The 25,316-nt window shown below is 64.0% G+C and carries 22 protein-coding genes and 3 pseudogenes; 12 read left to right on the top strand and 13 right to left on the bottom strand.

Annotated features, from left to right (window positions below; genetic code table 11):
- Positions 1-23: 23 nt before the first annotated feature.
- Together DRB87_RS15970 and DRB87_RS15965 are read right to left on the bottom strand one after the other, a co-directional pair.
- Positions 24-980: a DMT family transporter gene (locus DRB87_RS15970; RefSeq protein ID WP_130026601.1), complete on the bottom strand. Its 957-nt coding sequence runs from the start codon at positions 978-980 to the stop codon at positions 24-26.
- Positions 973-1,452: an Lrp/AsnC family transcriptional regulator gene (locus tag DRB87_RS15965; protein WP_130026600.1), complete on the bottom strand. Its 480-nt coding sequence runs from the start codon at positions 1,450-1,452 to the stop codon at positions 973-975. The genes DRB87_RS15970 and DRB87_RS15965 overlap by 8 nt, the downstream gene beginning before the upstream one ends.
- A 343-nt stretch (positions 1,453-1,795) precedes the next feature.
- Here DRB87_RS15965 and DRB87_RS15960 point away from each other — a divergent pair.
- The 3 genes and pseudogenes from DRB87_RS15960 (at position 1,796) to DRB87_RS15950 (ending at position 5,363) form a co-directional block, all read left to right on the top strand.
- Positions 1,796-4,023, top strand: a pseudogene (locus DRB87_RS15960) (TonB-dependent siderophore receptor).
- A 194-nt stretch (positions 4,024-4,217) separates the two neighbouring features.
- A complete protein-coding gene (locus DRB87_RS15955; RefSeq protein WP_130026599.1) occupies positions 4,218-4,802 on the top strand; it encodes a TetR/AcrR family transcriptional regulator in 585 nt (194 codons plus the stop codon).
- A gap of 135 nt (positions 4,803-4,937) precedes the next feature.
- Positions 4,938-5,363: an organic hydroperoxide resistance protein gene (locus tag DRB87_RS15950; RefSeq protein WP_017234280.1), complete on the top strand. Its 426-nt coding sequence runs from the start codon at positions 4,938-4,940 to the stop codon at positions 5,361-5,363.
- A 114-nt stretch (positions 5,364-5,477) separates the two neighbouring features.
- On the opposite strand, the gene DRB87_RS23700 is transcribed toward DRB87_RS15950, so the two are convergent.
- The 3 genes from DRB87_RS23700 to DRB87_RS15940 form a co-directional block, all read right to left on the bottom strand.
- Positions 5,478-5,636: a hypothetical protein gene (locus DRB87_RS23700; protein ID WP_240756020.1), complete on the bottom strand. Its 159-nt coding sequence runs from the start codon at positions 5,634-5,636 to the stop codon at positions 5,478-5,480.
- Complete coding sequence (locus tag DRB87_RS15945) at positions 5,633-6,055, bottom strand: twin-arginine translocation signal domain-containing protein (RefSeq protein ID WP_240756019.1); 423 nt, start codon at positions 6,053-6,055, stop codon at positions 5,633-5,635. The genes DRB87_RS23700 and DRB87_RS15945 overlap by 4 nt, the downstream gene beginning before the upstream one ends.
- 237 nt (positions 6,056-6,292) lie before the next feature.
- On the bottom strand, positions 6,293-6,505 hold the full coding sequence (locus DRB87_RS15940; protein WP_017234278.1) for a SlyX family protein: 213 nt from the start codon (positions 6,503-6,505) through the stop codon (positions 6,293-6,295).
- A 102-nt stretch (positions 6,506-6,607) separates the two neighbouring features.
- On the opposite strand from DRB87_RS15940, the gene DRB87_RS15935 reads away from it, so the two are divergent.
- Positions 6,608-6,925 carry a YnfA family protein gene (locus DRB87_RS15935; RefSeq protein WP_026132006.1) on the top strand — a complete coding sequence of 106 codons (318 nt, stop codon included), beginning with the start codon at positions 6,608-6,610 and terminating at the stop codon, positions 6,923-6,925.
- Between the two features lie 23 nt (positions 6,926-6,948).
- Here the strand turns inward: DRB87_RS15935 and DRB87_RS15930 are convergent, their stop codons facing one another.
- Positions 6,949-8,514, bottom strand: coding sequence for a GGDEF domain-containing protein (locus DRB87_RS15930; protein WP_130026598.1), 1,566 nt, complete (start codon positions 8,512-8,514; stop codon positions 6,949-6,951).
- Between the two features lie 77 nt (positions 8,515-8,591).
- Positions 8,592-9,056 (bottom strand): Lrp/AsnC family transcriptional regulator, encoded by a 465-nt coding sequence (locus tag DRB87_RS15925; RefSeq protein ID WP_130026597.1) that lies wholly within the window; start codon positions 9,054-9,056, stop codon positions 8,592-8,594.
- A gap of 267 nt (positions 9,057-9,323) precedes the next feature.
- Between DRB87_RS15925 and DRB87_RS15920 the strand changes: the two genes are divergently transcribed.
- From DRB87_RS15920 to DRB87_RS23285, 5 genes and pseudogenes are all read left to right on the top strand, one after another.
- The gene (locus DRB87_RS15920; protein ID WP_130026596.1) at positions 9,324-9,953 is read left to right on the top strand and encodes a LysE family translocator; all 630 of its coding nucleotides are present in this window, start codon (positions 9,324-9,326) and stop codon (positions 9,951-9,953) included.
- A gap of 510 nt (positions 9,954-10,463) precedes the next feature.
- On the top strand, positions 10,464-11,501 hold the full coding sequence (gene cyoA / locus DRB87_RS15915) for a ubiquinol oxidase subunit II (protein WP_130026595.1): 1,038 nt from the start codon (positions 10,464-10,466) through the stop codon (positions 11,499-11,501).
- A 15-nt stretch (positions 11,502-11,516) separates the two neighbouring features.
- Positions 11,517-13,495: pseudogene (cyoB, locus tag DRB87_RS15910) on the top strand (cytochrome o ubiquinol oxidase subunit I).
- A 2-nt stretch (positions 13,496-13,497) separates the two neighbouring features.
- Complete coding sequence (locus tag DRB87_RS23290; RefSeq protein ID WP_017234270.1) at positions 13,498-14,124, top strand: cytochrome o ubiquinol oxidase subunit III; 627 nt, start codon at positions 13,498-13,500, stop codon at positions 14,122-14,124.
- Entirely contained in the window at positions 14,125-14,490 is a 366-nt protein-coding gene (locus DRB87_RS23285) for a cytochrome o ubiquinol oxidase subunit IV (protein ID WP_017234269.1), read from the top strand. It abuts the gene before it with no gap.
- A gap of 912 nt (positions 14,491-15,402) precedes the next feature.
- Here the strand turns inward: DRB87_RS23285 and DRB87_RS15900 are convergent.
- Together DRB87_RS15900 and DRB87_RS24300 are read right to left on the bottom strand one after the other, a co-directional pair.
- Positions 15,403-17,190 carry a penicillin-binding protein 2 gene (locus DRB87_RS15900; protein ID WP_130026594.1) on the bottom strand — a complete coding sequence of 596 codons (1,788 nt, stop codon included), beginning with the start codon at positions 17,188-17,190 and terminating at the stop codon, positions 15,403-15,405.
- A gap of 243 nt (positions 17,191-17,433) precedes the next feature.
- A pseudogene (locus DRB87_RS24300) lies at positions 17,434-18,284 on the bottom strand (DUF3047 domain-containing protein).
- A 151-nt stretch (positions 18,285-18,435) separates the two neighbouring features.
- Here DRB87_RS24300 and DRB87_RS15890 point away from each other — a divergent pair.
- Positions 18,436-19,785, top strand: a complete 1,350-nt coding sequence (locus DRB87_RS15890; RefSeq protein WP_130026593.1) for a hypothetical protein — start codon at positions 18,436-18,438, stop codon at positions 19,783-19,785.
- Between the two features lie 27 nt (positions 19,786-19,812).
- Here DRB87_RS15890 and DRB87_RS15885 read toward each other — a convergent pair whose 3' ends face one another.
- A complete protein-coding gene (locus DRB87_RS15885; RefSeq protein ID WP_017234266.1) occupies positions 19,813-20,343 on the bottom strand; it encodes a chromate transporter in 531 nt (176 codons plus the stop codon).
- Positions 20,340-20,942: a chromate transporter gene (locus DRB87_RS15880; protein WP_206100030.1), complete on the bottom strand. Its 603-nt coding sequence runs from the start codon at positions 20,940-20,942 to the stop codon at positions 20,340-20,342. Before DRB87_RS15880 ends, DRB87_RS15885 begins: the two co-directional genes overlap by 4 nt.
- A 158-nt stretch (positions 20,943-21,100) precedes the next feature.
- On the opposite strand from DRB87_RS15880, the gene DRB87_RS15875 reads away from it, so the two are divergent.
- On the top strand, positions 21,101-22,024 hold the full coding sequence (locus DRB87_RS15875; protein ID WP_130026592.1) for a LysR family transcriptional regulator: 924 nt from the start codon (positions 21,101-21,103) through the stop codon (positions 22,022-22,024).
- A 60-nt stretch (positions 22,025-22,084) separates the two neighbouring features.
- On the opposite strand, the gene DRB87_RS15870 is transcribed toward DRB87_RS15875, so the two are convergent.
- Positions 22,085-22,684 (bottom strand): TlpA disulfide reductase family protein, encoded by a 600-nt coding sequence (locus tag DRB87_RS15870; RefSeq protein WP_130026591.1) that lies wholly within the window; start codon positions 22,682-22,684, stop codon positions 22,085-22,087.
- 26 nt (positions 22,685-22,710) lie between these two features.
- A complete protein-coding gene (locus DRB87_RS15865; protein WP_370363100.1) occupies positions 22,711-23,586 on the bottom strand; it encodes a transglutaminase-like domain-containing protein in 876 nt (291 codons plus the stop codon).
- Between the two features lie 575 nt (positions 23,587-24,161).
- Between DRB87_RS15865 and selD the strand changes: the two genes are divergently transcribed.
- Positions 24,162-25,241, top strand: coding sequence for a selenide, water dikinase SelD (gene selD, locus DRB87_RS15860; RefSeq protein ID WP_130026590.1), 1,080 nt, complete (start codon positions 24,162-24,164; stop codon positions 25,239-25,241).
- Positions 25,242-25,316: the final 75 nt, after the last annotated feature.

The raw sequence follows: 25,316 nt of genomic DNA, 5'->3' as shown, positions 1-25,316 counted from the left end.
ATCGGTGAGACATCGGTGAGACATCAATGAGCGGGGCGGCGTGAGCGCATCGCACCGGACCACGCTACGGCACCGACGATGCACACGCCGCCCGCGGCCATCTTGAGCGTGGGCGAGGTGCCGAACAGCACCCATGCGAAGGCGATGGCGTAGACCGGTTCGAGGGCGATGACGACCGCGGCCTGGCTGGCTTTGACGGTGCGCAGCGCATGGATGAACAGCGTGTAGGCGAGGGCGGTGCATACGACGCCGAGGCACGCCAGCCATCCCCATTGCGCCGCGGGGAGCGACAGGGCCTCGCGCCAGGCGAACGGGCCGAGCACGAGCAGGATGCCGAAGCATTGCCACCAACTGGCCTGCAGCGGCGATGCCTGCGCGCCCATCACGCGATTGGAGAGGGCGATGACGGCGTAGATGGCGCCGGAGAGCACGCCCCACGCTAGGCCGATGGTCGCCCCGGCGCGCCAGTCGAACGCGGGGGTGACGAGCGCCAGTCCGACGCACACGAGCGCGATGACGCCCGCGTCGCCCAAGGTGGGGCGTTCGCGACGCAATGGCCATTCGAGCAGGATCACGAACGCCGGGAAGCAGGCGAAGCCGAGCGTGCCGACGGCAACGCCGCCCGCTTTGATCGCGAGGAAGAACGCGAGCCAATGCGCGCCGAGAAGCCCGCCGGCGAGGATGAGTCGCAACGCCGAGGCGGGCGAGAGCCCGCGCCACGGCGCGCCGCCCGCGACCCGCGCGGCACTGCGCATGCCCGCCAGACCTGCGAGGGCGATGACGCTCAGCGCAAGCCACGAAAAAAGGCCGCGACCGAAGACGATCATCGCGCTGCTCGCGGCGATGTGCTCGCCGAACAGCGCCGAAGCGCCGAACAACATGGCCGCGACATGCAAGGCGATCTGCTGGCCGGCCCCGCCGTGCGGGGGCTGGCCGGCGTCGGACGTCGCGAGCGCGTTGGGCGTGACGACCTCAGGCATCGCCGGAGCGCTCGGGCACCGGGACGGCCGTGGTGTACAAGACCTGCTTGAGCGCGAAGCTCGAACGGATGTTGCGGATGCCCGGGATGCGGGAGAGCCGATCGGTGATGAGCGTCTCGTACGCACTCATGTCGCTGACCATGACGCGCAGCAGGTAATCGGCGTCGCCCGACATCAGGTAGCACTCCATGACGTTGGGCAAGGCGGTGACGGCCGCCTCGAAGGCATCCAGACCGTCGCGATTCTGGTTTTCGAGCGTGACGTGGATGAAAACGTTGATGTGCAACCCGAGCCGGGACGGATCGAGCAGCGTCACGCGCTGACGAATGTAGCCCGCCGCTTCGAGCGCTTTCACGCGCGCCAGGCAAGGCGACGGCGAGAGGTTCACGCGCGAGGCGAGTTCTACGTTGGTGAGGCGCGCGTCGGCTTGCAGCTCCCGCAAAATCTTCAGATCAATGGCGTCGAGGTCCATACCACATTGCACGCGCGCCCCGGATGAGGGTCGGCGGTCCAGTCGATTAGCCGCTCGGTCGGCGACAGTGCCGCAATACTAGCCTATTTGACACGGTTTCCGATGCGCCGGTCAGACCACCGCCCCGAAACCACCGCCGCGGCAACTGTCCGGCGGCGTCGTTCGCCAACATTCCCTTCATGTAAGGGATGGAAATGTTGTATTTCCGTGTTGTCCCGCGACGCCAATCTTCAACACGTGTTGACGATACGTGAACGTTTGTTAATATTCCGATCTTTGAATGAGAACGTTAACGATTCTCATTAACTATAAATATTTCAAACCGTCACTCGGGATTTCCAGCATGATCTTCGCTTATCACCACTGCGCCTCGGGGGAGGCAGGCCGCACCGCTACGGGCAACGTCGTCGTTCCTCGTAGCCGTCTGGCGCCGCTCGCGCTGGCCGCACTTCTGGCCTTTGCCGCCGCACCGGCCATCGCCCAGTCGACGGCGGCCACGTCCACGGCCGGAACGAGAACCGACGCCGACGCCCAAGCCACGCTCCAGGCCACAACGGTGACCGGCTCGGCCCTGCGTGAAACGCCGCAGAACCTCAAGCAGCCGGTGCAATCCGGCGCGCTTGGCTCGCGCAGCCAGCTCGATACGCCGTTCTCCACAACGGTGGTCAGCCAGGAGCAGCTCGAACAACGCCAGCCCGCGAAGCTTGGAGACGTGTTCTCGACCGACGCCTCGGTGACCGACGGCAGCAACGCCTTCGACGCCTGGGCCGGTTACATCTACGTGCGCGGCATGCCGATCGACTGGCAAGCCGGCTTCAAGCTCGACGGGATGCCCGTGATGACCTACGGCGTGACGATGCCGTACGAGCAGTTCGACCGCGTGGAACTGCTCAAGGGGTTATCCGGTTTCATGTACGGTTTCGTTGCCCCGGGCGGTGTCGTCAACTATGTGACGAAAAAGCCGACGGACGAGCGCATCGCCAGCGTCGATGTCGGTTTCCATTCGAACGGCATCTGGCGCGAGCATGTCGATCTCGGGGGCGTGCCGGGCCGAACGACATGTTCGGCGCCCGGCTGAATTACACGCACGAGGAAGGCCGCACCTATTCGGACGGCAATCTGAATCGCGACACGGTGTCGCTCGCGCTCGACGCACGTTTGACGCCCGACCTGACGTGGAACTTCGGCGCGATGTACCAGGATCGCCGGGCGACGGGCACCACGCCCTCGCTCTCGACGGCGTCCTTTCAGGGTCATCAGTTGCCGGGGCCGATCAATGTGTCGAACGCGAATCTTCAGACGCAGGCCACGCATCTGAACACCATCACGCAGTTCTACACGACCGGCCTGCAATATCAGTTGAATCCGGACTGGAAGGTGTCGGCCAACTTCGCCTACAACAAGTCGACGCGCGACCGTAACGAAGCCACGCTCTATTTGCTCAACGGCGCAGGCGACTTCCGTGGTCTGAACGATCTGGGCGACGAAATCAATACGTTCCACGCGTGGCAGGTGGCGGCCGAGGGCAAGGTTCGTACGGGGCCGCTCGCGCACCAGCTCACGTTCGGCTACGCATCGCAATATCAGACGAACGACTACACGTATCTGTACAGCCCGGTCACCGCGAACGCGTATGTTCCCTTCTCGACTTACTCGGGCAATCTGTACCAGGGGGCGTCGTATCAGTTCTTTGGCGACGGCTCGACGCTCCAGGCGCAACGCGCCAGCGCCATTGAACAGCGTTCGGTCTTCGCCTCCGACACGGTCCAGATCACGGATCGACTGTCGGTCCTCGGTGGTGCGCGCTTCACGAACTACAATCAGACGAACGCGCAAGGAATCTCGACGTACTCGACTAACGGTGTGTTCACGCCGACGCTCGCCGTCATGTACAAGCTCGCGCCGAACACGACGGCGTACGCCAGCTATGTGGAAGCGCTGGAGGCTGGCGAAGTGGTGGGGGCGACCTACGCCAACGCCGGCGCGGTGCTCAACCCGTTCAAGAGCCGCCAGTACGAGGTCGGCGTGAAGACGGAGCAGGCCACGTGGAGCACGACGGCGGCGCTCTTTCGCATTGAGCGGGGTGCGGTGTACACGAACAGCGCCAACGCGCGCGTCTCGGACGGCCAGTCGATCTACCAGGGGATCGAGTTGGCGGGGGCGGTGAAGCTGGGGCCACGGTGGACTCTCGGCGCCAGCGCCATGGCGCTCGATAGCTGGTACGCCCGTACGAACGGTTTCGACGGCAACCGGGTGGGCGGCGCGCCGCGCTTCGTGCTCTCGGGCAACGTCGAGTACAAGGTGCCTTACGTGCCGGGTCTGTCGGTCGGGGGCGATATTCGCTACAACGGTCGCACGGCGCTCAATCCGCAGAACTCGCTGACCGTCTCGGGCTATACGTTGATCAACCTCGGCGCAACCTACCGCACGCGCGTCGCAGGCAAGGACGTGACGCTGCGCGCGGCGGTGAGCAACCTGACCAACCGTAAGTATTGGGAATATCAGTACGACAACTACATCAAGCCGGCCGACCCGCGCATGGTCAGCCTGAACGCGAAGATCGACTTCTGAGCGACGTCGGACACCTGGCGAAATTTGGCCATTGATGGAACAGCGGCTCGCAAGATTCGCTGTTTGTCTTCTTGGACGCCGTACATGGCAGGGGGCGGAGTGGCGTCCCGGCTATGGCCTTCATTGAAAAAATCCATCGATCGATCCGATAAAACGGCTTGACTATCTATCTACTAGTAGATAAAGTTCGTTCCATGAATCGCACAAACACATCGCCAACGACACCGACCGTCAAGGAACAACTGCTCGAGCACGCGCAGCGGTTCCTGATGACGCGGGGCTACAACGGCTTCAGCTATCGGGATCTCGCTGAGCAAGTCGGGGTCAAGACGTCGAGCATCCACTATTACTTCCCGGCCAAGGAAGATCTCGTACTCGAAGCCATCAAGGCCTACGACGCGTTTATCAAGGAAGGGCTGGCGGGCATCGACGAGGCGCTGCCGCCTGGGCAGAAGCTGGCGTTGTATGCGCAAGGATTCGGGCGCATCGCGGCCGACGGGCATCGTATCTGTCTGTGCGGCATGCTGGCGGCCGACATCGAAACGCTGCCGGAGACGGTTCGCGAAGCGGTGCAGCGATTCTTCGCGTATCACGAAGCGTGGTTGGCACGTGTGCTGGCCCAGGGCGTGGCAGACGGTTCACTCACGCTGACGTCGTCGCCCGAAGGCACTGCGCGTGCGCTGTTTGCCGGGTTTCAGGGGAGCGTGATGGCTTCCCGTTTGTTCCGGGCGCCGTCGCGCCTGGAGGATGTGGTGGCGTCGGTGTGCGGCGTCGCTTGAGTTGACGCCGGCTCGCACGAGCCGGCCAGCGGATGTCAGAGGGGTCGTCGGGCCGGGAGGCAACGCCGTGAAGGTGTGCCGGGCTGGGGCGATCGAAGTTTGGAAGTGAAATTCTCTACTCACCAGGAGTTCGTTATGTCGATCGAAAAAGTGCTGTACACCGCCCATGCCACCGCTACCGGAGGCCGTGATGGCCGTGCCGTGTCGTCCGATGGCGTGCTTGACGTCAAGTTGGTTGTCCCCAAGGAAATGGGCGGCGCGGGCGTTGGCGGCACGAATCCGGAACAACTGTTTGCCGCCGGTTACTCGGCCTGCTTCCTGGGCGCGCTGAAGTTCGTGGCGGGCAAGGAAAAGATTGCGCTGCCCGCCGACACGAAGATCGACGGAAGCGTCGGAATCGGCCAGATCCCGACGGGCTTCGGCATTCAGGCGGAACTGAAGATCAGCGTGCCGGGCGTGGATCGCGCGACGGTCGAAGCGCTGGTACAGAAGGCACACATCGTGTGCCCCTACTCGAACGCCACGCGTGGCAACATCGACGTGACGCTGACGGTGGTCTGAGTTCGTGGCGTTCCCGGTCTCACGCGCAAGCGCGCCGCCGGAGAACGCTGCGGGATAAGGCAAGGGCAGCCCGCGGGCTGCCCTTGTTCTTTTGCTTCACGGCGCGCGATCCCGTCACTTCGTCTTGACTTCGACCTTGATGCCGTCGGACAGCACGGTGATGGTGCCGGGCTCGACATCGCGTCCGCCATAACGCAATTGCTCGGGTTTGAATGTATAGATCGGATACTGATTGAGCACTTGCTGGGCGAGCGAGCCGCCGATGGCCGTCAATTGTTGGTCGTATGCCGGGGCATGCCGTTCACATTCACACGCTCCACGTTCGGGTTGTCGAGCAACACGGCGCGTTTGACCGGGTCGTATTTCAGCGCGCTCGACAGGCTCAGCACGCCAGCGAGCGGCTGGCCTTGCAGCAAGACGTTTTGCAATTGCGCGTCGATCTGCGTGATGACGCGGTTGGCCTGCGGGTTGAAGCCGATTTTCGGATGCGTCAGTTCGACGGACAGCAGTTGGCCGTAGTTGAGCGTGGTCGGGAAGCGCTTGCCGACGGCAGCCTCGATGTCCTGACGTGTCATCGTGTACTCGCCGGTCCAGATGTTGTACGCGGCATTGGCCGGGCGCATGAGCGGGGCGAGCGCAAGGCCGAGGAGCCCCGCCGCCGTCAGACGCAGTGCGTCGCGGCGCGAGGTCACGCCCCTGTCCGAGGTGTCGGTGGGGAGGAGGCGACGGGGCGGGCGGTAAGCGGTCATGTTACGAAGGTCCGAGGGACGGGCACGGCGCGGCCGTGCCTGAATCGTCGATGATGATGTGACCCGGACGATGCAGAATCGTTCTACGTGAGGCAATTGCTCGTGCGAACCGTGTCAATCCGTGCCCACACTCGTTCGTCTTCGTGCAACAGCGGTATCGGCTCGCCGGTTCGATCCGGTTCAATAATGCGGCGGGACTTCGTGACGTGGATTCCCATCGTTCCCCCCTTGTCCCTGCGACTGCATCTGCTGGTACAGCGCCTTGATCTGCTTTTGCAGCAAATCGAGCTGCTGCTCCTGACGCGTGACGATGTCGTTGAGGGTTTCGAGCAAATCCTCCTGAAACGCTGCCTTGACTTCGAGTTCGACGACGCGTGCTTCCAACGATTCCATGAGCTTCTCCGGTAGACGCGGCATTGTAGGCCACCCGGCGCTTCGCCAGTCGAGGCTGCCTGCGATATGACGCATTCGATTCGCGCCGGGCATAATCGCACGATGAAAACCTTCCTGCTTTATGTCGTCACGGCGGTGGCGGAGATCGTCGGCTGCTATTTGCCCTGGCTGTGGCTCAAGCACGATCGCAGCGCATGGTTGCTGGTGCCGGGGGCGATGTCGCTTGCGCTTTTCGCGTGGCTGCTGACGCTGCATCCGTCGGCGGCCGGTCGTGTTTATGCGGCGTACGGCGGCGTTTATATCAGCGTGGCGATCGTGTGGCTGTGGCTCGTGGATGGGGTGCGCCCAACGCCGTGGGACATGGCCGGTGTGGCCATTGCGTTAGCGGGCATGAGCCTGATCGCGTTCCAGCCGCGCTAGTCGCCTCAGTCGCCTCAGTCGCTTCAGTCGCGACTGCCGTCACCGCTCATCTCGCCGGTGCCGGACGGCAGTCCATCGAGCACACGCCGTTCGTTCATGGTGCCGGCGTAGTGATTGCGCTTTTCTTCATACATCAGCAAATCGGCCCGCTGGGTCGTGGCTTCGAGCCGCTCTCCAGCCTCGCACGTCGCCATCCCCATCGAGAACGAGAGCGCCGTGCCAGGGTAGAACGAGTTGTTCAGCTCCACGAGTTGGCGAATGCTCTCGATCAGCGCCGCGCCACTCGTCGCATCGGTGGAGGGCAGCAGCAACGCGAATTCGTCACCGCCGATGCGCGCCGCGATCTGCGGGGCGGTGACCGCTTTGCTCAACACCTCGCCCGCACGGCGCAGCAGCGCGTCGCCTGCGGCGTGCCCTAGCTGATCGTTCACGGTCTTCAGGCCGTTCAGGTCGGCGACGATCACCGTCACCGGATAGGGCCCCTTGCGCTCGAGCCGGTTGAGTTCGTCGACATAGAACGAGCGGTTGCGCAGCTTGGTCAGCACGTCGTGCTTTCCGAGGAATTCGAGATACGACTCGGCCTTCTTGCGGGCGGTGATGTCGGTGAGCGCCACGAGCACCAGGTCCCAGCGCGCCTCGTGACCGGGCAGCACCGCGAATTGCAGGTGAACGTTGATCTCGTTGCCATCGAGCGCGTAGTTGACGACTTCGCGCTGCTGGAACAGCTTGTTCTCCCACAGGTCGACCAACTGCTCGCGGAAATTGTGTCGCATGTCGTCGCGGAACACTTCGGGCAGGCGAGCGAGCAGCGAGGCCTTGTCGGGCGCGACGAACATCGCGAGCGTGTGGCGATTCACGTCGAGCACGTGGATTTCGGTCATGCACCGTTCCACGAATTCGGGGTGAACGTCGGTAAACGTGCGGAAGTCCGTGATGCCGCGCGCGCGGGCGTCGTCGAGCAGCAACTTGATGGCGCTGAAATCCTCGACCCAAAGCGAGACCGGCGAGTATTCGAACAGCCCGCGTGCGTATTGTTCGCCCATCGTCACGCGCTCACGGGCGTGTTCGAGTTCGGTGACGTTTTCCAGCGCGATCAGCACGCGCTCCAGCGTGGCTTCGTGCCCGGGCAGGACCGAGCCGTTCAGGAGCACATCGAGACGCCGGCCATCGAGGGTGTAGTTGACCGTCTTGCTCGTGAAGTGTGTACGGCCGTCCCACAACTGGCAAAGCTCTTCGATGTGAGTCTTGAGCATGTCGTCGCGGAAGATGCGCGGCAGGCCGGCCACGAGCGCGTCGAGCGATGGGGCGTTGAACATCGACAACGTTCGACGATTGACCTTGATGACGCGAATGCGTCGCGAGCAAGCGGCGACGTGCGCCGGGTCGATCTTGAAGTGGGCGCGCAGGTCGGTGACCCCTTGCGCGCGCCATTCGTCGAACAATTGCTTCACACCGCTGAAGTCCTCGAGCCAGAGCGAAACGGGGGCGAGGTCGAACATCAGCGCGTCATCGTTGGCGGCGCTGGCCCCGAGCGCATCGCGCGGCAGGGAGGGCGGCTGGGAAGGTACGACGGGCGTGGCGTCCGGCATGAGGCACCTGGGGTCTGCTAAGTCGAGTCAGCCCGCCATTCTACGGGCAAATGCGCGCCATGCCACCGAGAGTCGGATTAGAGCAACGGCGCACCGGTGTCGCGTTTGACTTCTCGCAGCGACAGCATCGATTCGATTGACGAGACGCCGGGCAGGGCGCGCAGCACGTCGCGCGTAAACATGCCGTAATCGTCGAGATCCGTGGCTACCACCTCCAACAGGTAATCGGCGCTGCCGGAGATGTTGTGGCACGACACGATGCGCTCGATGGCCTGAACTTCGCGCTCGAACTGCTCGGACAGCGCGCGGTCATGCACGGCGAAGCGCACATGGACGAATGCCGTCACGCCAAGCCCCAGCGCGCGGTGCGAAAGTTCTGCCCGATAGCCGGTGATATAGCCCTCGGCTTCGAGCCGTTTCAGACGTCGCGCACAGGGCGTTTCGGACAGCGACACACGTTCGGCAAGCCGGGCGTTGGAAATGCGGCCATCGCGCTGGACGATGGAGAGAATCGCCCGATCGATGGCGTCGAGTTCGTTCATGATGAGTATCCCGCTACGAAAGCTACTGCAAAGATGGCATTCCACCACGATCTGCAGTTTCCGGAAAGTGTTGCCCTCACCCTTCCGGATTAGGTTGATTGTCTCGGGTGTGACCGCTGGTGTGGAGGGATTTCAAGGTTTGGTGTGTGTGGATGGTGGAATATTCTAAATATATCGCTGAATATGAGTGAAAAACGCAGAATTTCGCTCGTTGAATAGCGAGATCATGATGCTCGTTTTGGCCATTCCGGCCGCCAGAGGAAAGTCATGGTTTCGCTGCAGTTGCTCACTGTCTTCGTCGGCGCTCTGATCGTCGTCTACGCCTTGCCGGGCCCGGACATGGCGCTCGTCATGCAGACGAGCATGACGCGAGGAGTGCGACACGGATTGGCGACGGCGGCCGGCTTGGCGTTGGCGCGCGCCGGGCACGTGACGCTCTCGGCCTGTGGCGTGGCGGCGCTGTTGCGTGCGGCGCCATGGCTCTTCGAGACCGTGCGCATCGCAGGCGCGATCTATCTGGCGTGGGTGGCGATCCAGATCTGGCGCTCTCCCGCGTTCGGCATTCAGACGGCTGTCGCGCCGACCGACGCCGCACCGCCGCTCGCACATGCCGTGCGGCGCGGCGTGCTCTCCAGCGTGCTCAATCCGAAGGCGCTCCTGTTCTGTTCGGTGCTGCTGCCCCAGTTTGTCCGCGCTGACGCCGGGCCGGTGTGGGCGCAGGTGCTCGAACTGGGCGTATTGCTGCTGGTCGTGGGCGCGATCTTCGACGTGACACTCGCCTTTGGCGCCGCCCGCATCGCCCGCTGGCTGCGCACCCGTCCGCTGGCACAAAAAGTCCAACGCTGGTCGTTCGGCGCGGCGCTCATGGCGTTCGCCGTGCGCCTGTCGCTGGATTGAAACGCCGGGCCAACATCCCCCGCTCTCCTTCCTTTTCCTCAGTGCACCAATTCGGTGCGTTTCGCTGCGACACGGCAAATGGAGGTGCGACACAACGTCGCACCTCTTGAAATCTAAGAACCTTCCCGAATTGCTGCATTGCACAGCGTTTACCGCCAAACAGGTGCCGATCTGCTTTGAAATCGTCGCGCGCGTATGCGTGAGGGCTGCGCGACACATTGTCGCGCCGGTGTGTGTGCGATGTCCGGCCTAATTAAACTTCGGCATAATGCCGCACCGTGATGGAAGTAAAAGACAAGAAGTCGGGCAGTGACTTGAGGTCTTCGGGGCGGCAACCCGCCCCGGTTCCCGTCTTTTCGATGACACAGTCGTCGTAGTTCGGCCGGTGCAATATCGGCGCGGCGACTGCTCCCGTCTCACCTTAACCCTTGCCAACCTCCTGCGACCCTGCATCAGGCCGGTAAGCCCGTGTTGCGCCGTTCGTTGGCCAACTCAACCCTGTCGTGTGACATGAAGAAACACAGAAACCCGCGATTGCTAAGGCTCCTCGCCCTGTGCTCGCCGCTGCTTTTGGCTGGCTGCGACATGGCCGTTCTCAACCCCAAGGGGCAGATCGGAGAAGAGACCAAATCCCTGATTCTCACGGCCACCTGGCTGATGCTGATCGTCGTGATTCCGGTCATCTTGATGACGCTGTGGTTTGCGTGGAAATATCGCGCGAGCAACAAGGCGGCCCGCTACGAACCGAACTGGTCGCACTCCACGGCCATCGAGGTCGTGGTCTGGCTCGTGCCGATCATCATCATTGCGATCCTCGCGCGCATCACCTGGGTCTCCACCCACGAACTCGATCCTTACAAGCCGCTGCAAAGCGATGTGAAGCCGATCACGGTCGAAGTGGTGTCGATGAACTACAAGTGGTTGTTCATCTACCCGGAGCAAGGGATTGCGTCGATCAACGAGTTGGCCGTTCCGGTCGATACCCCCGTGAATTTCAAGATCACGTCGGAATCGATCATGAACTCGTTCTTCATTCCGCAATTGGGTAGCCAGGTCTACTCGATGGCCGGTATGCAGACGAAGCTGCACTTGATCGCCAACCACGTCGGCGCGTACGACGGCATTTCGGCGAACTACAGCGGCGGCGGCTTCTCGGGCATGCGTTTCAAGACGCTGGCGATGACCGACAACGACTTCGAGCAATGGGTGACGAAGGTGCGCGAGTCGAAGAAGGTGCTCGACAAGGACGCCTACGCATCGCTCGTGCCGATGAGCGAAAACACGCCGGTCACGTACTACAGCTCGGTCGACGCGAACCTGTTCCAGTCGATCGTGCACGCCCCGATGGCATCCGGCATGGCCCAACAGCAGGACGGCCATGAGAACCACGGTGCCATGGACATGAAGGGCATGGACATGAAGATGGACATGAAGGGTGCGGCCAACGACACCGCGACGGCACCGGCCGCCGCGATGACCATGGCCATGGACAATGCCGGCGCGCATGCGATGCACGCCGGTGCGTCTGCGCACGCGCATAAGGAGTAAACAACAATGTCAACGCTGTTTGGCAAACTGACTCTCGAAGCCATCCCGTACCACGAGCCGATCATCGTCGGCGCGGTCGGCATGATGGTGCTGGGGGGGCTGGGCATCATTGGGCTGCTCACCTACTTCGGCAAGTGGAAGTACCTGTGGAACGAATGGGTCACGTCGGTCGATCACAAGAAGATCGGCATCATGTACGTGCTCGTCGCTCTCGTTATGCTGCTGCGCGGCTTTGCCGACGCCTTGATGATGCGTACGCAGCTCATGCTCGCGCACAACTCGCCGGGCATTCTCCCGCCGGAGCACTACGACCAGATCTTCACCGCCCACGGCGTGATCATGATCTTCTTCGTGGCGATGCCGTTCATGACGGGTCTCGTCAACCTCGTGGTGCCGCTGCAGATCGGCGCCCGCGACGTGGCATTCCCGTTCCTGAACACGCTCTCGTTCTGGCTGTTCGTGGCCGGCGCAGCGCTGGTGAACCTGTCGCTGGGCGTGGGTGAATTCGCGCGCACGGGCTGGCTGGCTTACCCGCCGCTCTCGGGCATTCAATACAGTCCGGGCGTGGGGGTGGATTACTACATCTGGGCCTTGCAGATCTCGGGTCTGGGGACGTTGCTCACGGGTGTGAACTTCGTCGTCACGATTCTGAAGATGCGTGCGCCGGGCATGAACCTGATGAAGATGCCGGTCTTCACTTGGACCTCGCTGTGCACGATGGTGCTGGTGTGCGCCGCGTTCCCGGTGCTGACGGTGACGCTGGCGCTGCTCTCGCTCGACCGCTACCTCGACTTCCATTTCTTTACGAATGAGTTGGGCGGCAATCCGATGATGTACATCAACCTGATCTGGATCTGGGGTCACCCGGAGGTGTACATCCTGATTCTGCCGGCGTTCGGAATGTTCTCGGAGATCATCTCTACGTTTTCGGGCAAGAAGCTGTTCGGCTACAAGTCGATGGTGTACGCCACGGCCGCGATCATGGTGCTGTCGTTTCTCGTGTGGGCGCACCACTTCTTCACGATGGGCTCGGGTGCCAACGTGAACGCGTTCTTCGGTATCGCGACGATGATCATCTCGATCCCGACCGGCGTGAAGATCTTCAACTGGCTTTTCACGATGTACCGCGGTCGCGTACAAATGACCGTGCCGGTGCTGTGGACGCTGGGCTTCATCGTCACGTTCGTGATCGGTGGCATGACGGGCGTGCTGCTGGCCGTGCCGGGCGCCGACTTCGTGCTGCACAACTCGCTGTTCCTGATTGCTCACTTCCACAACGTGATCATCGGTGGCGTGCTGTTCGGTTACATCGCCGGGATGAACTACTGGTTCCCGAAGGCCTTCGGCTTCAAGCTCGACGAGCGTCTGGGCAAGGCAAGCTTCTGGTGCTGGCTGATCGGCTTCTACCTTGCGTTCATGCCGCTGTACGTGCTGGGCCTGATGGGCATGACCCGTCGCCTGAACCACTACGAAAACGCTGCGTGGCAGCCGTGGCTGATCGCCGCGTGGGTGGGGCACTGTTCATCGCCGCCGGTATTGGTTTCCAGGTGCTGCAACTGGTCGTCTCGATCAAGAACCGCAAGGCGCTGGCCGACACGACGGGCGATCCCTGGAATGGCCGTACGCTGGAGTGGATGACGTCGTCGCCGCCGCAGTTCTACAACTTTGCCGAAGAGCCGCGCGTGCATGACATCGACGAGCTGGCCTATCGCAAGGCCCATGGCATCAAGGGCGACCTGAAGACGAGCTACACGCCGATTCACATGCCGAAGAACACCGGCGCCGGTTTCATCATCAGTGCGTTCTCGCTGGTGTTCGGTTTCGCGGCCATCTGGCACATCTGGTGGCTGGCCATCGTCGGCTTCGTCGGCATGATCGTGACCTTCATCTGCCGCAGCAACGACGATTCGATCGACTACTACGTGCAGTCGCCGGAAGTGGTGGCCATTGAAACGGCTCACCATCAGGCACTGGCCGCAGCAGCAAAGGCTTAATCATGACGAGCGAAGTTCTCAAACACTCTGGCGCGCATGCCGATGCGCATGCGCACGACCACGCGCACCACGACACCGGTGGCAACACGATCTTCGGTTTCTGGGTGTACCTGATGACCGACCTGGTGCTGTTCGCCGGCCTGTTCGCCACCTTTGCGGTGTTGCGTGACTCGTCTGCGGGCGGCCCGACGGGCAAGGAACTGTTCGACCTGAAGTTCGTGCTGGTCGAAACGTTCATCCTGTTGTTCTCGTCGATCACCTATGGCTTTGCCATGGTGGGGCTGCACAACGGCAAGAAGAGCACGGTACTGGGCTGGCTGGCGGTGACCTGGTTGCTGGGTGCCGGGTTTATCGCGATGGAACTGTATGAGTTCCACCATCTGATTCTGGAAGGTGCGGGCCCGAACCGTAGCGGTTTCCTGTCGTCGTTCTTCGCCCTGGTGGGCACCCACGGTCTGCACGTGGCGTCGGGCCTGCTGTGGATGGCCGTGCTGATGTTCCAGATCGGCAAGAAGGGTCTGAATTCGACCACCACCACGCGCCTGCAATGCCTGTCGCTGTTCTGGCACTTCTTGGACGTGGTGTGGATTGGCGTGTTCACGGTCGTGTACCTGATGGGAGCGATGTAAATGAGCAATACGAAATCGGTGCAATCGCACGGCCACGACGCTGGCCACAATGCGGCCGGGGGTAGCCACGGCAGCGTGAAGTCGTACCTGATCGGCTTCGTGCTCGCGGTGATCCTCACGGTCGTGCCGTTCAAGCTGGTGATGGATGGCACGATGCCGCCGTCGACGGTGCTGCCGCTGATTCTCGGCGCGGCCCTCGTGCAGATCATCGTCCATCTGATCTACTTCCTGCACATGGACCGTTCGTCGGAACAGCGCTGGAACGTCATGGCCTTCGCGTTCACGATCCTGATCGTGTCCATCGTGCTGGTCGGCTCGCTGTGGATCATGCACAACGCCAACACACTGATGATGCCGGGGATGTAAGGCTTCTTCAGAACTTGTCTGCGTTACTTATGGCAAGTGAGAGAAAGGCGGCGCCGGTTTCCGGGCCGCCTTTTTCTTTTTGGGGCGCTTTGGAGAGGAGGCCTTCCCGCCGATTTCCGAGCCGACTCGCTAACCGGTTTCGGTGAACGATTCGACGCGTTGCCAGGGGCACGGGCTTGTGCGTGCCGTTTGGCGCCTCAGTGCGCAAAAAGGGCAGTTCGAGTCATCGAACTGCCCTTTTTGCTCACACCTTCCCGATCCGTCGACACCGCCCGCTCATTTACCCCCAACGCCCCCGCAATCCCCCATACCCGCGACGCTTGCCGGTACCCTGACTGCGCTCCACTTTAAAGTCGCTCCGTCAGGGCACCGGCAAGCGTCGCTCACGCATCCTGTCATTCCAGAGCCCGTCGCCTCATCGGCGTCGTCATATCGTTTGCGCTGACGGATCGGGAAGGGGCGCCGGCAAGCGTCGCTCACGCATCCTGTCATTCCAGAGCCCGTCGCCTCATCGGCGTCGTCACATCGTTTGCGCTGACGGATCGGGGAGGGGCACCGTCAAGCGTCGCTCACGCATCCTGTGATTCCAGCCCCGTCGCCTCATCGGCGTCGTCACATCGTTTGCGCTGACGGATCGGGAGGGGCACTGGAGAGCGTCGTTCAAGCCTCCTGTCGACGCCCACCGGGGTTGTCCGATGGGTGTCGTCGCATCGCTTTCGTTGACATATCGGGTTGGGGGCCGCCCGCGGTGCGACTTAACAGGCATTGGAGTGCCGCGGGCGGCCCCCAATCCGATTTGCCGCTAACGTGGGAAGCGACCGGGCGCATCAAGACATAAGGGGGCAACACGGAGCTACGAGGAGCTACAAGACGTTACAAGACGCTACGAACCGATATCAAGCCCAAAAAGCCCTATCCGTGCGACGCCGCCTTGTCATCCGGCGGCGTATCCGACGTCGGCGCGGCGAGGATCACCCCGGGCCGCACCGGCAGATCTGGACGAATCCCCAGCAACGGCAACGCCTGCGATGCAATCTCCGCAAACGCCGGTCCCGCCGCCTGACCGCCAAAGTGCTGCGACGCTTTTGGCTCATCCACCGATACCGCAATCACCAGGCGCGGTGCCGACAACGGCGCGATCCCCACGAACGATGCCCGATACTTCGAGTGGTCGTATCCATGCGCGCCCGCCTTGTAAGCCGTGCCGGTCTTGCCGCCAATGCTGTAACCGGCCACCTGTGCCGTCGTGGCCGTGCCGCCCGTATCGACCACGCCTGCCAGCATCTGACGCATCTCGGCCGCCGTGTGCGCGTCGATCACCCGCACGCCCTCAGGCTGCACCGGTGTATCCGGCTTGATAATGGTGATGGGCACGAGCACGCCATCGTTGGCAAAGATCGTGTACGCCCGCGCCAACTGGAACAGCGACGCCGAGATCCCGTAACCGTACGCCATCGTCGCCTGCTCGATCCGCCGCCACGATTTGTACGGACGCAAACGCCCCGATACCGCGCCCGGGAACCCCAGCTTCGGCTGCTGACCCAGTCCGATCTCGGTGAACATGTCCCACATTTCCTCCGCCCGCAACATCGTCGACACCTTGGTCATGCCGATGTTGCTCGACTTCTGAATGACACCCGCTGCCGTCAACACGCCATTCGCGCTGTCGTCGCTGATGGTCGCGCCTTCGAAGACGTATCGCCCGGGCCCCGTGTCGATGAGCGTGGTCGGCGTGAGCCGATGAAGGTCCAACGCCAGTGCCATGGTGAACGGCTTGAGAATCGAGCCCGGTTCGAAGACATCCGTGAACACGCGGTTGCGCAATTGCTCGCCCGTCAAATGCGCTCGGTCGTTCGGGTTGTAGGTCGGCAAGTTGGCCAGTGCCAGCACCTGGCCGGACTTGGCATCGATGACGACCGCCATCGCCGCTTTCGCCCCCGTGCGTTCCAGTGCATTCTTCAACGCCTCGTAGGCGATGTACTGCACACGTGTATCCAGCGTCAGGCGAATGTCCTTGCCGTCTCGCGGCGGGCTGGAATCGTCGAGATCCTGAATGGTCCGGCCGATGCGGTCCTTGATGACGCGTCGCACGCCCGCCTTGCCCTCGAGCAAGGGCTCCTCGCCCAGCTCCATGCCTTCCTGGCCCTTGTCTTCAACATTGGTGAAGCCCACCACATGCGCCGCGACTTCGCCTTCGGGGTAGAAACGCTTGTATTCGCTGCTTTCGTACACGCCGGGGATGCCCAGGACTTCCATCTGTTTGCCGATCTCCGGCGAGACCTGACGCTTCACATAGACGAACTTCTTCTCGCCGATGAGCTTGGCACGCAGTTCCTTCGTGGGAATGTCGAGCAGTTTGCTGGCCTTCTGCAGGGCACTGTCGGACAAGTCGTCCGGCACCTCGGCCGGTACCGCCCAGATGGTGCGCATCGGCAGGCTGGTCGCGAGTACGCGGCCATCGCGATCTTCGATCTTGCCGCGCACCGCAGGCATGACAATGGTGTGCTCGTATCGCTTTTCGCCCTGCGCGATATAGAAACTATTGCCCGGGCCGGCAATCCAGAACGCTCGTGCGACCAGTCCGATGAACGCGAGGGTGATCGTGATGACGACGAACTTGGAGCGCCACATCGACATGCGCGACTGCAATACCGGACTGGAAGCGAACGTAACGTCCTTGGGCTGGCGATTCTTTTGCATGGCGCTCGCGGGGCGGTGAGAGGCGTGAACAGCAATGAGCCCGTCGACAAACTCTGGCTCAGATTCTAGGCGAGATAGCGTAGCACGCAAGTGACTGTTGTAATAGCGCAAAGGCCCCGTCAGACGGGGCTTTCCGGGATTTTTTCGACGGCATGGTCGTCGCCTCTCGAATCAGTGTCGGCAGATAAAACCGGACGCGGAATGTCTCTCGACATCGCCCTGCGCGCGGCGCACGCCGTGGCGTCACTTTCCCGCGCCGAACCGAACGTCGCCGTACCAGGCGTGCGCGCTGGCGTGCGTGTTGTCGCTGTCGGTAAAGATGCCATAGCCGAGCAGCTTGCCCGGCTTCTCCCGGTAGATGCGTTCGTAGTCCGCCGCCACGTTGCGCGAGAACGTTTGCCACTTGCCGAGCGACGCATTGCCGCCCGCCACCACGAGCATCTGCACCCGATCGGTGTGCGGGTTCTGGATGACGCCGCCCGGCGCGGCATCGTTGGACCAGATATACATCAGCGTGGCATAGGGTAGGTCTTTGCCCCCGCCTTGGCCAGCGCCATGGCCGCCCGATCGCCGAACGGCAGCGACGATGTGTTGCCGTCGAAGAAGAACACCAGCCGCGCCGGCGAATCCTCTTTGTCGCCCACCCGATTGTCGGCGCCCGGTATCGCCTGGTCGACTCTCCAGCGCCACGACACGACGGGCGTCACGCTCAGGTCGACGCCGTCGCCCTGGGCCATGAGCGCCGAGGCGGAGTCGACCGAAGTGGCCTCGATGACGTTGTGCCCGCCATCGACGACGACGGTGTAGGTCGTGAGTTTCTTCCCGCTCACGACCGGCAGGTTTCGCCATCCGGACGGCAAGGCACCGCCCGGCGCGGCCTTTGAGAAGAGAAGGGGCTCCGGGGCAGGACCGCCCGCCCATGCCACCGCCGCGCTCAGGCCGGCGGCCACGACCGTCAGCCTGCCCACAAACGCACGCGTCCCCGCGCGCCGAGGGCCATCACGTCGACACGTCGGGACCCACGAGCGCGCGAGTTGCCCAAGCGGCCCAAGCAAAGCGAAACGGGATGCGGCCAACTCGGGGACGATCGACATGGAGCCTCCAACGGATTCGGTGGCGACGCAATGCCGCCATCATCCCAGATTCCGCGTGAGGCTGTCCGACAGCGGGGCGGGCGAATCCTGAAGCGTCTCGCGCCGCGACGGCGGACGATGCTCGTTTCTACGACATCCAGGAGGCGGCGACATGCCATTCGTGTCCCATGCAGCATTCCACCCGGTGAACCCATTCCTGCGCCTGGCCGACGACGCGATGAACTGCCTGCACGAAGGGTTCCGCGGCAATTTTGCAGGCGCGGCCTTGTGTTGGCGAGACAGCGGACTGCATCACCTGCTCAACGACGCATGGCAAAGCGCGAGCCTAAGGTTTCAGCGACACGGCGCAGCACTCCCCGGGGCCGCTGACGTGACGTTCGCCTGTGCGCTGAGCGCCGTCACGGTGGGCGCCACGTGCCGATACCTTTGGCCCGAGCTGCGCGCGCTGGAGCGTGCCTGCACGGCGGGCGAGGGCGCGCTGCGCGAGTGGGCGCTCGACACCGATGCGCAACTGCGGCGTCGGACCGTGGAGGAAGTCACGGCCATGCGCCAGTGTCTGGCGGCATTCGCCGCAACGCAGACCGCCACCCATCCCCTGCCACCCACTGCGGTTTCGCAACGCGCCAGCACAACGACGCGTCGCAAGTTCGCGGAACTGCGCATCGCGGAATCGCTGATTCTGCATCTCGCCGACACGCCGCAAGCGAGCCTGGCGCAAAGCGACCGCGTCGTCGGGCTTTGCCAGCTACTGGCCCATGGCCTGGGTTTCCGGCTGTCCGGCGCCGTCCGGCACGCGCTCAACCTGAGCGATGACCGTCCCTCGCTGATCCGTGACGATGCTGCCTTCGCGCTGCTGCGCGAACGTCTCGAACCCGATTGGCGACACGATGCCGAGGGCTCGCCGACCTTCAGCGTGCATCCGGTCGATGTCCAACTCTTCGATCCGTTGGAGACAACTGACGACCTCTCGGACGACACGCGAGCCGCCCGCGCGATGCTGACCCATCCGGAGGCCCTGCGACGCGTTCGATCCCGCGTGGTCGCGCTGTTCGCCGCCAGCGTACGCGATGACTGTGGCGGCGACGGCGACTGGCGAAATCTCGCCGTCCGCGCGCTGAATACCGCTGCCGAACGCGGGATGACCTGCGAGCGCGTCCTCGACGCCATGGGCGTCGCGACACGCGCGAGTATCAGCGCGCGCTTCGCTTGGCGCTGGACCGACGAACCGGTGCCGCAGGCGGGAGATGTTCGGGGCCCGGCGATTCCGATGGACGTTGCGCCATGGATTGCCCGAGTGATGCTGGTGGCCGGAAGGCCTGGAAGGTCCGGGCGGCGCACGCCGTGTCCGCCGCGTCTTGCGGCGTTGGCACGCGGCGATACGCCCGCATCGCTGGTGATCGGGTCCACCGACTGGATGCATCTGGTCGACGGAATCGCCGCGTTGGGCCGTGATCACTGGCACGCGTCGTACGCGCACGTGCGCGAGGCGGGCAGGGGGTGATGTAAGCGGCGGGCGCGACCGCTGCCGCTACAGGTACGCCCCGCCGAGCAAACCCGCGATGCTGCCCGCGGCGAGCCACCACAGCGGATGCACGCGTGTGCGGATCGCAAGCACCGCCACGGCCGCCGTGATCCCGCCGAGCCACCACGATGTCGCCGACGCTTCGACGATCAAGGCCGCACTCGCGGCAACGAGTCCCGCTGTCATCGGCACCAGACCGGCCTGCACAAGGCGACGCCATGGCCGGTCCTTGAAGCGCTCCCACAGGTGCAACACGCCGATTGTGATGAGCGATGATGGCCCGAACTTCGCGAGCGATGTCACGAGCATGCCCTGCCAGCCGGCCACGTGCCATCCGACGAGCGGCACGATCATGAGGTTCGGGCCGGGCGCCGCCTGCCCCAGCGCAAACAGTGCGCTGAATTGTTCCGACGTCATCCAGTGATGCAGATCGACGACCTGACGCTCCATCTCCGGCAGGATGGTGTTGCCACCACCGAAGGCCAGCACGGACAGCTGCGAGAAGATGAGCGCAAGCGAGACGAGGGTGCCGGTCATTGCGACACCCGCCACGTGGCGTAAAGGGAGATCGGGGTCATCACCAGCATGGTGAGCACGAGCGGCAGGCGCAGCACTGCGATGGCGATGAAACACGCCGCCGCCACCGCGGCAAGCACCACGGACTTGCGCAGCGGCCACGAGACTTTCCAGGCGATTTGGATCAACAGCCCGGCCGCGGCCGCGGCGAGTCCGGCGAAGAGATGCCGCACGTGCGGGTCGTGTTGAAAATGCTGATAGATCGTGCCCAGCGCGATCACCACCGCCGACGGTACGGCGATCAGGCCGAGGATCGATGCGAGCGCGCCGCGCCAACCATGAAAGCGCATGCCGAGCGCGACGGACAGATTGATGATGTTGCCGCCGGGCAGAAATTGGCACAGCCCGAGCAAGTCGGTGAATTCGGCGGGCGTGATCCATCGATGCTTCTCGACGATCATCCGACGCGCCAACGGCAGCGCTCCGCCGAACGCGGTCATGCCAAGGCCGAGGAAGCCCAGGAACAAGGCGCGAATGCTTGGGGCGTCGGCAACCGGCGGTGCCGGCGTTGTGGCGGGCGCGCCGGAAGCGGCAGGTGCGGAGGGGGCCGGAAGGCTCATGGCAGGTTCGATCTGAAAACGGGACTGCGGTGGGGGACGCACGACAGCGGGCCATCGAAGGACGGACAGCACCGATGCCGCGCGGAACCCCTTGAGCGTAGGCGGATTGCGCTATATTGTCCAATATATGGAAGTGACTTGAATCATATCGAATCAATATGGCAAATATCGACGTGCGGTTGTTGCGCTACTTCATTGCGGTGGCCGAAACGGGGCACATGACGCGCGCGGCTGAGCGTCTGGGCATCGGACAACCGCCGCTCTCGCAACAGATCCGGGTGCTGGAAAGCCAACTGGGCGTGACGCTCTTCGAACGCCTGCCGCGCGGCATGGCGCTCACCGACGCCGGCCAGGCGTTTCTTGGAGACGCGTACGAGGTCGTGCGCAAACTCGATCAGGCGGTCGACGACGTGCGCCGCGTCGCGGCCGGCATCAAGGGACGGCTGTCGGTAGGCCTGACCAGTTCCGCGGCGCTGCACCCGTTCGTGCCGACGGTGATTCGTACCTTCCGAAGCGATGCGCCAGCCGTCTCGCTGATGCTCGACGAGAGCAGTACAAGCGAGCTGCTCGACGGCCTGCGCGACGGGCATCTGGACGTTGCATTCGTACGCCAGCCACAGGGGGACACCGCGCAGATTGTCTTCGTACCGGTGCTCGAAGAGCCGATGGTGCTCGCGGTCCCGTCGGCGCATCCGCTGGCCCTGACGGGGCGGGCGGGAAAAGCGGCCGTCCCGATGACGGCCATTGCCTCGCAGAAACTGATTTTGTATCGACGCCGCACAGGGCAGGGGCTGTACGACGCCATCATCGCGGCGTGCCATGGCGCAGGCTTCAGTCCGAACATCGAGCAGGAAGCCCCGCGTCTGCTGACGACGCTCTCGCTCGTCGCGGCGGGATTGGGCGTGTCGGTCGTGCCTGCATCGCTCATGCGCATGCAGGTGGAAGGTATCGTCTACCGGCCGCTTGCGCCCGCGCCACGTGCACCGTTGTTTTGCGCCCACCGCGAAGGCGTGCTCGCCGGGCCGACGGCGCGACTGCTCGATCATGTGCGCGAGGCCGCGCAGTCGATCGCGGCCGAATGAGGGGGAAGGAGGGAAGTCGGAAGAGGCTTGATGGCGTAGGGGGGCGGCAACGACACACGCTCAGGCCGTCGTGCCCCCCTTTTGCGTGAGCAACGCCTCGATATGCCCGTGCAGTCCCACGTCGCTCCATTCCAGTTCGCCCATGCGCCAGAAGCGCGCGTTGCCCGCGCGATCGACGAGATAGGTGGCCGGCAGGCCGAGCGATCCGAAACGCTTGTAGACGGCACCGTCGGCGTCGAGCAGCACGGTGCCGTCGATGGGGATTTTGTCGACGAACGGCTTGACCGTCGCCAGCGGTTCCTTGTAATTCACGGCGACCAGTGCGAGGCCTCGCTGACGGTATCGACGTGCCACCTCGCCCATCGCCGGAATCTCCTCGCGGCAGGGGCCGCACCAGGTGGCCCAGAAGTTGAGGATGACCACGCGCCCGCGCCATTCGGACAAGGCGTGCGGCCGGCCGTCGAGTCCGTCGAGTGTAAAGGCGGGCGTGGCCCCGCGCCACGCCGAGAGCGTGCCGCCGGATGTGCCCGCGAGCGCACTGTCATCGACTTCCGCCGCCCCATTGACCGGCCCGGCGGCCCGCGCCGGTGCGCCGATGCCCCCCAGCGCACCGGCCGTGCCGAGGGCGCCGAGGGTGTGAAGAAAATGACGGCGATGCATGGCGGTGCGCTCCTTCGTGCGTGACGTCAGGCGGTGATTTCGCGGGCGTTCATGCGATAGCGGAAGGTGTCTGGATCGAGGCTGTCGAGTCGGGCGTGCGCCACTTCGCCGTTCGGATACATGAGGAACGGCACGGTGCTCTCGCGCGCCGCCAGTGCGCCCGGGGCCTCCGGCAACGCAATGTCCGCGCCGTGATTGAACGCGACCCAGTTCATTTCCCATTGGCCGAAGAGCATCGCACGCGCGGCGCGCACGCGCAGGTCGTCGATCGGCAAACCGCCGGCCACTTCTTCGAGCATGACCTTGCGCACGTCGGCCGGGTCGACCGGCACCCACCCGTAGCCGGCCGCGTAGAACTCGGCGCGGCAATGCTGCGCCCGCGTGACGTCCCCCGCCTTGCCCAGACTGTTGAAACCCCGCCGCGACGTCGCGACGCGCACGCCATAGGCATCGCGGGCGGGGATGCCGACCGAGCGCGCGAGCGCGGTGAAGAGGGCGTTGATGTCGGCACATTTGCCCGCAAGGTTGCCGGTGGTGAGCATGTAGCGCACGTCGCCCGTGCCGCAGCCGCGCACGGTGCCTTCGCGCCGGCAGTTTTCCACGATCCACTGATAGATGGCGCGCGCCTTTGCCACATCGCCCGTCTCGCCGCGCGTGATCTTCTCGGCCGTCTCGCGCACGAGGCCGTCGGTCGGCTGGAGCGCTGTCGGCTGGAGATACTGACGCAACACCTCCGGCGATTCGCGCGGGGCGTTGGCCGAGGGCGGCTGCGACAAGTCAACGGATCGATCGCGCGTGGTAAAGGTATTCACCAACGTGACGGTGCGAGTGTCCTGGGCCGCCCCCTCGGGCCATGCCACCGCGAGCATCGGCACACCGATGCCCGATGCGCCATGCACCATGCGCAACGCGGCATTCGCCCCGGGGCCTCCCAGCGCGTGCCAAGGGCATGCTGGTAGGTACCGGACGGCGATATCGCCACCGGCAGCCAGACATTCGCCGGACCTCGCGTGGCGGGCAAGTCGACGCGCGTGGTCAGCTCGAACGTACGCCAGCCGTCGGCCGGGCGCGGCGACGGTGAGTCCGTCGACGCGGCCTGGGCCGCGGCCGGAACGAGCGAGGTGGACAGAACGGAGGCGGGCAGGGCGAAGGCGCCCAGCGAGAGGAAGCGGCGGCGTTGCATGGTGGGGTCCCCTTAGGCGTCAGCGCTCACGGCGCGTAGTGGTTAGGGTGTTGCGATGCGGCAGCATTGGCGTCCCCCCGATGGCGGGACGCGGTGAATCGGTCGCCTTATGCCGTCGACCGCCATTTCGAGACAAATCGACGTGCAAAAGCTGCTTCATAATACGTCGACTTTTGGCAAACTGTCGTCATTCCGGGCGCAGCGAGTGCGAATTTCTCGCCGGCGACGCGCCGATCGAGGCTGCCGCACGCCTTGTGACGGGTTCCCGGCCATTCGCAACGCACACCAACGACCATGACCGCAATCGATGCAACCCAAGCGGGCGCCACGCCGGCCGCTCCGCGTCTCACTTCGCTCTCGCACGGCGGCGGCTGCGGCTGCAAGATCGCGCCGGGCGTGCTCTCCGAACTGCTCGCCCGCAACGACACGCCGCTGCCGACACCCGCCGCGCTGCTCGTGGGCACGGAAACCTCCGACGACGCCGCGGTCTACCAGCTCAACGATGAGCAGGCGATCATCGCTACGACGGATTTCTTCATGCCGATTGTCGACGACCCGTTTGACTTCGGCCGCATCGCCGCGACCAACGCCCTGTCCGACATCTATGCGATGGGGGGCAAGCCGATTTTTGCGCTGGCCATCGTCGGCATGCCGATCAACGTGTTGCCACGCGAGACGATTCGCGAAATTCTGCGCGGCGGCGAATCGGTCTGCACCGAGGCGGGCATTCCGATTGCCGGCGGGCACAGCATCGATTCGGTCGAGCCGATCTACGGTCTTGCCGCGCTCGGGGTGGTGCATCCGAAGCGGCTCAAGCGCAACGCCGATGCGCAGGCGGGCGACGTACTCGTGCTCGGCAAGCCGCTGGGTGTGGGCGTGATGTCGGCGGCGCTCAAGAAGAACCAACTGGATGCGGCGGGCTATCGCCGCATGATCGACGCCACGACGCGCCTGAACCGTGTCGGCCCGGCGCTCGCGGCTTTGCCCGGCGTGCATGCACTCACGGATGTGACGGGTTTCGGTCTGCTCGGCCACACGCTCGAAATGTGCCGCGGCGCGAATCTGGCGGCGTATCTGCGCATGTCCGACGTGCCGCTGTTCGACGGCGTGCGCGAACTGGCCGACCAAGGGTGCATTACCGGCGCGTCTGGCCGGAATTGGGCGTCCTACGGGGCGTCGGTCGAGCTGGGGGAGCGGCTGACGACGCGTGATCGCGATCTGTTGTGCGATCCGCAGACGGCGGGCGGCCTGCTGGTGTCGTGCGCGCCCGGCGCGGTCGACGATGTGCTCGCGGTCTTCCGCGCAGACGGCTTCCACGAAGCCGGCATCATTGGCGCCATGCGTCCGGGTACGCCCGGCGTGCGCGTGATCTGACGACGGACATCGTCGCAACGGGTGCCCTCCCTCGGTGGGCGCGCGCCCGTCACGTCATGCCGCCTGACGGTTTGC

It is taken from the genome of Pandoraea sp. XY-2, from assembly GCF_004193915.1.
In the GTDB taxonomy this organism is placed as follows: Bacteria; Pseudomonadota; Gammaproteobacteria; order Burkholderiales; family Burkholderiaceae; genus Pandoraea; species Pandoraea cepalis.
Note: the sequence above shows the minus strand (reverse complement) of the source record. Positions and strands in the feature narration are given on the sequence as shown.

Excerpts from the sequence above, each read along its gene's own strand:
- DRB87_RS15875 (WP_130026592.1), top strand. The coding sequence starts at position 21,101 with ATGGCAAATATCGACGTGCGGTTGTTGCGCTACTTCATTGCGGTGGCC.
- selD (WP_130026590.1), top strand. The coding sequence starts at position 24,162 with ATGACCGCAATCGATGCAACCCAAGCGGGCGCCACGCCGGCCGCTCCG.
- DRB87_RS15950 (WP_017234280.1), top strand. The coding sequence starts at position 4,938 with ATGTCGATCGAAAAAGTGCTGTACACCGCCCATGCCACCGCTACCGGA.
- DRB87_RS15885 (WP_017234266.1), bottom strand. The coding sequence starts at position 20,343 with ATGACCGGCACCCTCGTCTCGCTTGCGCTCATCTTCTCGCAGCTGTCC.
- DRB87_RS15965 (WP_130026600.1), bottom strand. The coding sequence starts at position 1,452 with ATGGACCTCGACGCCATTGATCTGAAGATTTTGCGGGAGCTGCAAGCC.
- DRB87_RS15890 (WP_130026593.1), top strand. The coding sequence starts at position 18,436 with ATGCCATTCGTGTCCCATGCAGCATTCCACCCGGTGAACCCATTCCTG.
- cyoA (WP_130026595.1), top strand. The coding sequence starts at position 10,464 with ATGAAGAAACACAGAAACCCGCGATTGCTAAGGCTCCTCGCCCTGTGC.
- DRB87_RS15970 (WP_130026601.1), bottom strand. The coding sequence starts at position 980 with ATGCCTGAGGTCGTCACGCCCAACGCGCTCGCGACGTCCGACGCCGGC.
- DRB87_RS15920 (WP_130026596.1), top strand. The coding sequence starts at position 9,324 with ATGGTTTCGCTGCAGTTGCTCACTGTCTTCGTCGGCGCTCTGATCGTC.
- DRB87_RS15880 (WP_206100030.1), bottom strand. The coding sequence starts at position 20,942 with ATGAGCCTTCCGGCCCCCTCCGCACCTGCCGCTTCCGGCGCGCCCGCC.
- DRB87_RS15930 (WP_130026598.1), bottom strand. The coding sequence starts at position 8,514 with ATGCCGGACGCCACGCCCGTCGTACCTTCCCAGCCGCCCTCCCTGCCG.
- DRB87_RS23290 (WP_017234270.1), top strand. The coding sequence starts at position 13,498 with ATGACGAGCGAAGTTCTCAAACACTCTGGCGCGCATGCCGATGCGCAT.
- DRB87_RS15865 (WP_370363100.1), bottom strand. The coding sequence starts at position 23,586 with ATGGTGCATGGCGCATCGGGCATCGGTGTGCCGATGCTCGCGGTGGCA.
- DRB87_RS15940 (WP_017234278.1), bottom strand. The coding sequence starts at position 6,505 with ATGGAATCGTTGGAAGCACGCGTCGTCGAACTCGAAGTCAAGGCAGCG.
- DRB87_RS15870 (WP_130026591.1), bottom strand. The coding sequence starts at position 22,684 with ATGCATCGCCGTCATTTTCTTCACACCCTCGGCGCCCTCGGCACGGCC.
- DRB87_RS23285 (WP_017234269.1), top strand. The coding sequence starts at position 14,125 with ATGAGCAATACGAAATCGGTGCAATCGCACGGCCACGACGCTGGCCAC.
- DRB87_RS15925 (WP_130026597.1), bottom strand. The coding sequence starts at position 9,056 with ATGAACGAACTCGACGCCATCGATCGGGCGATTCTCTCCATCGTCCAG.
- DRB87_RS15900 (WP_130026594.1), bottom strand. The coding sequence starts at position 17,190 with ATGCAAAAGAATCGCCAGCCCAAGGACGTTACGTTCGCTTCCAGTCCG.
- DRB87_RS15955 (WP_130026599.1), top strand. The coding sequence starts at position 4,218 with ATGAATCGCACAAACACATCGCCAACGACACCGACCGTCAAGGAACAA.
- DRB87_RS15935 (WP_026132006.1), top strand. The coding sequence starts at position 6,608 with ATGAAAACCTTCCTGCTTTATGTCGTCACGGCGGTGGCGGAGATCGTC.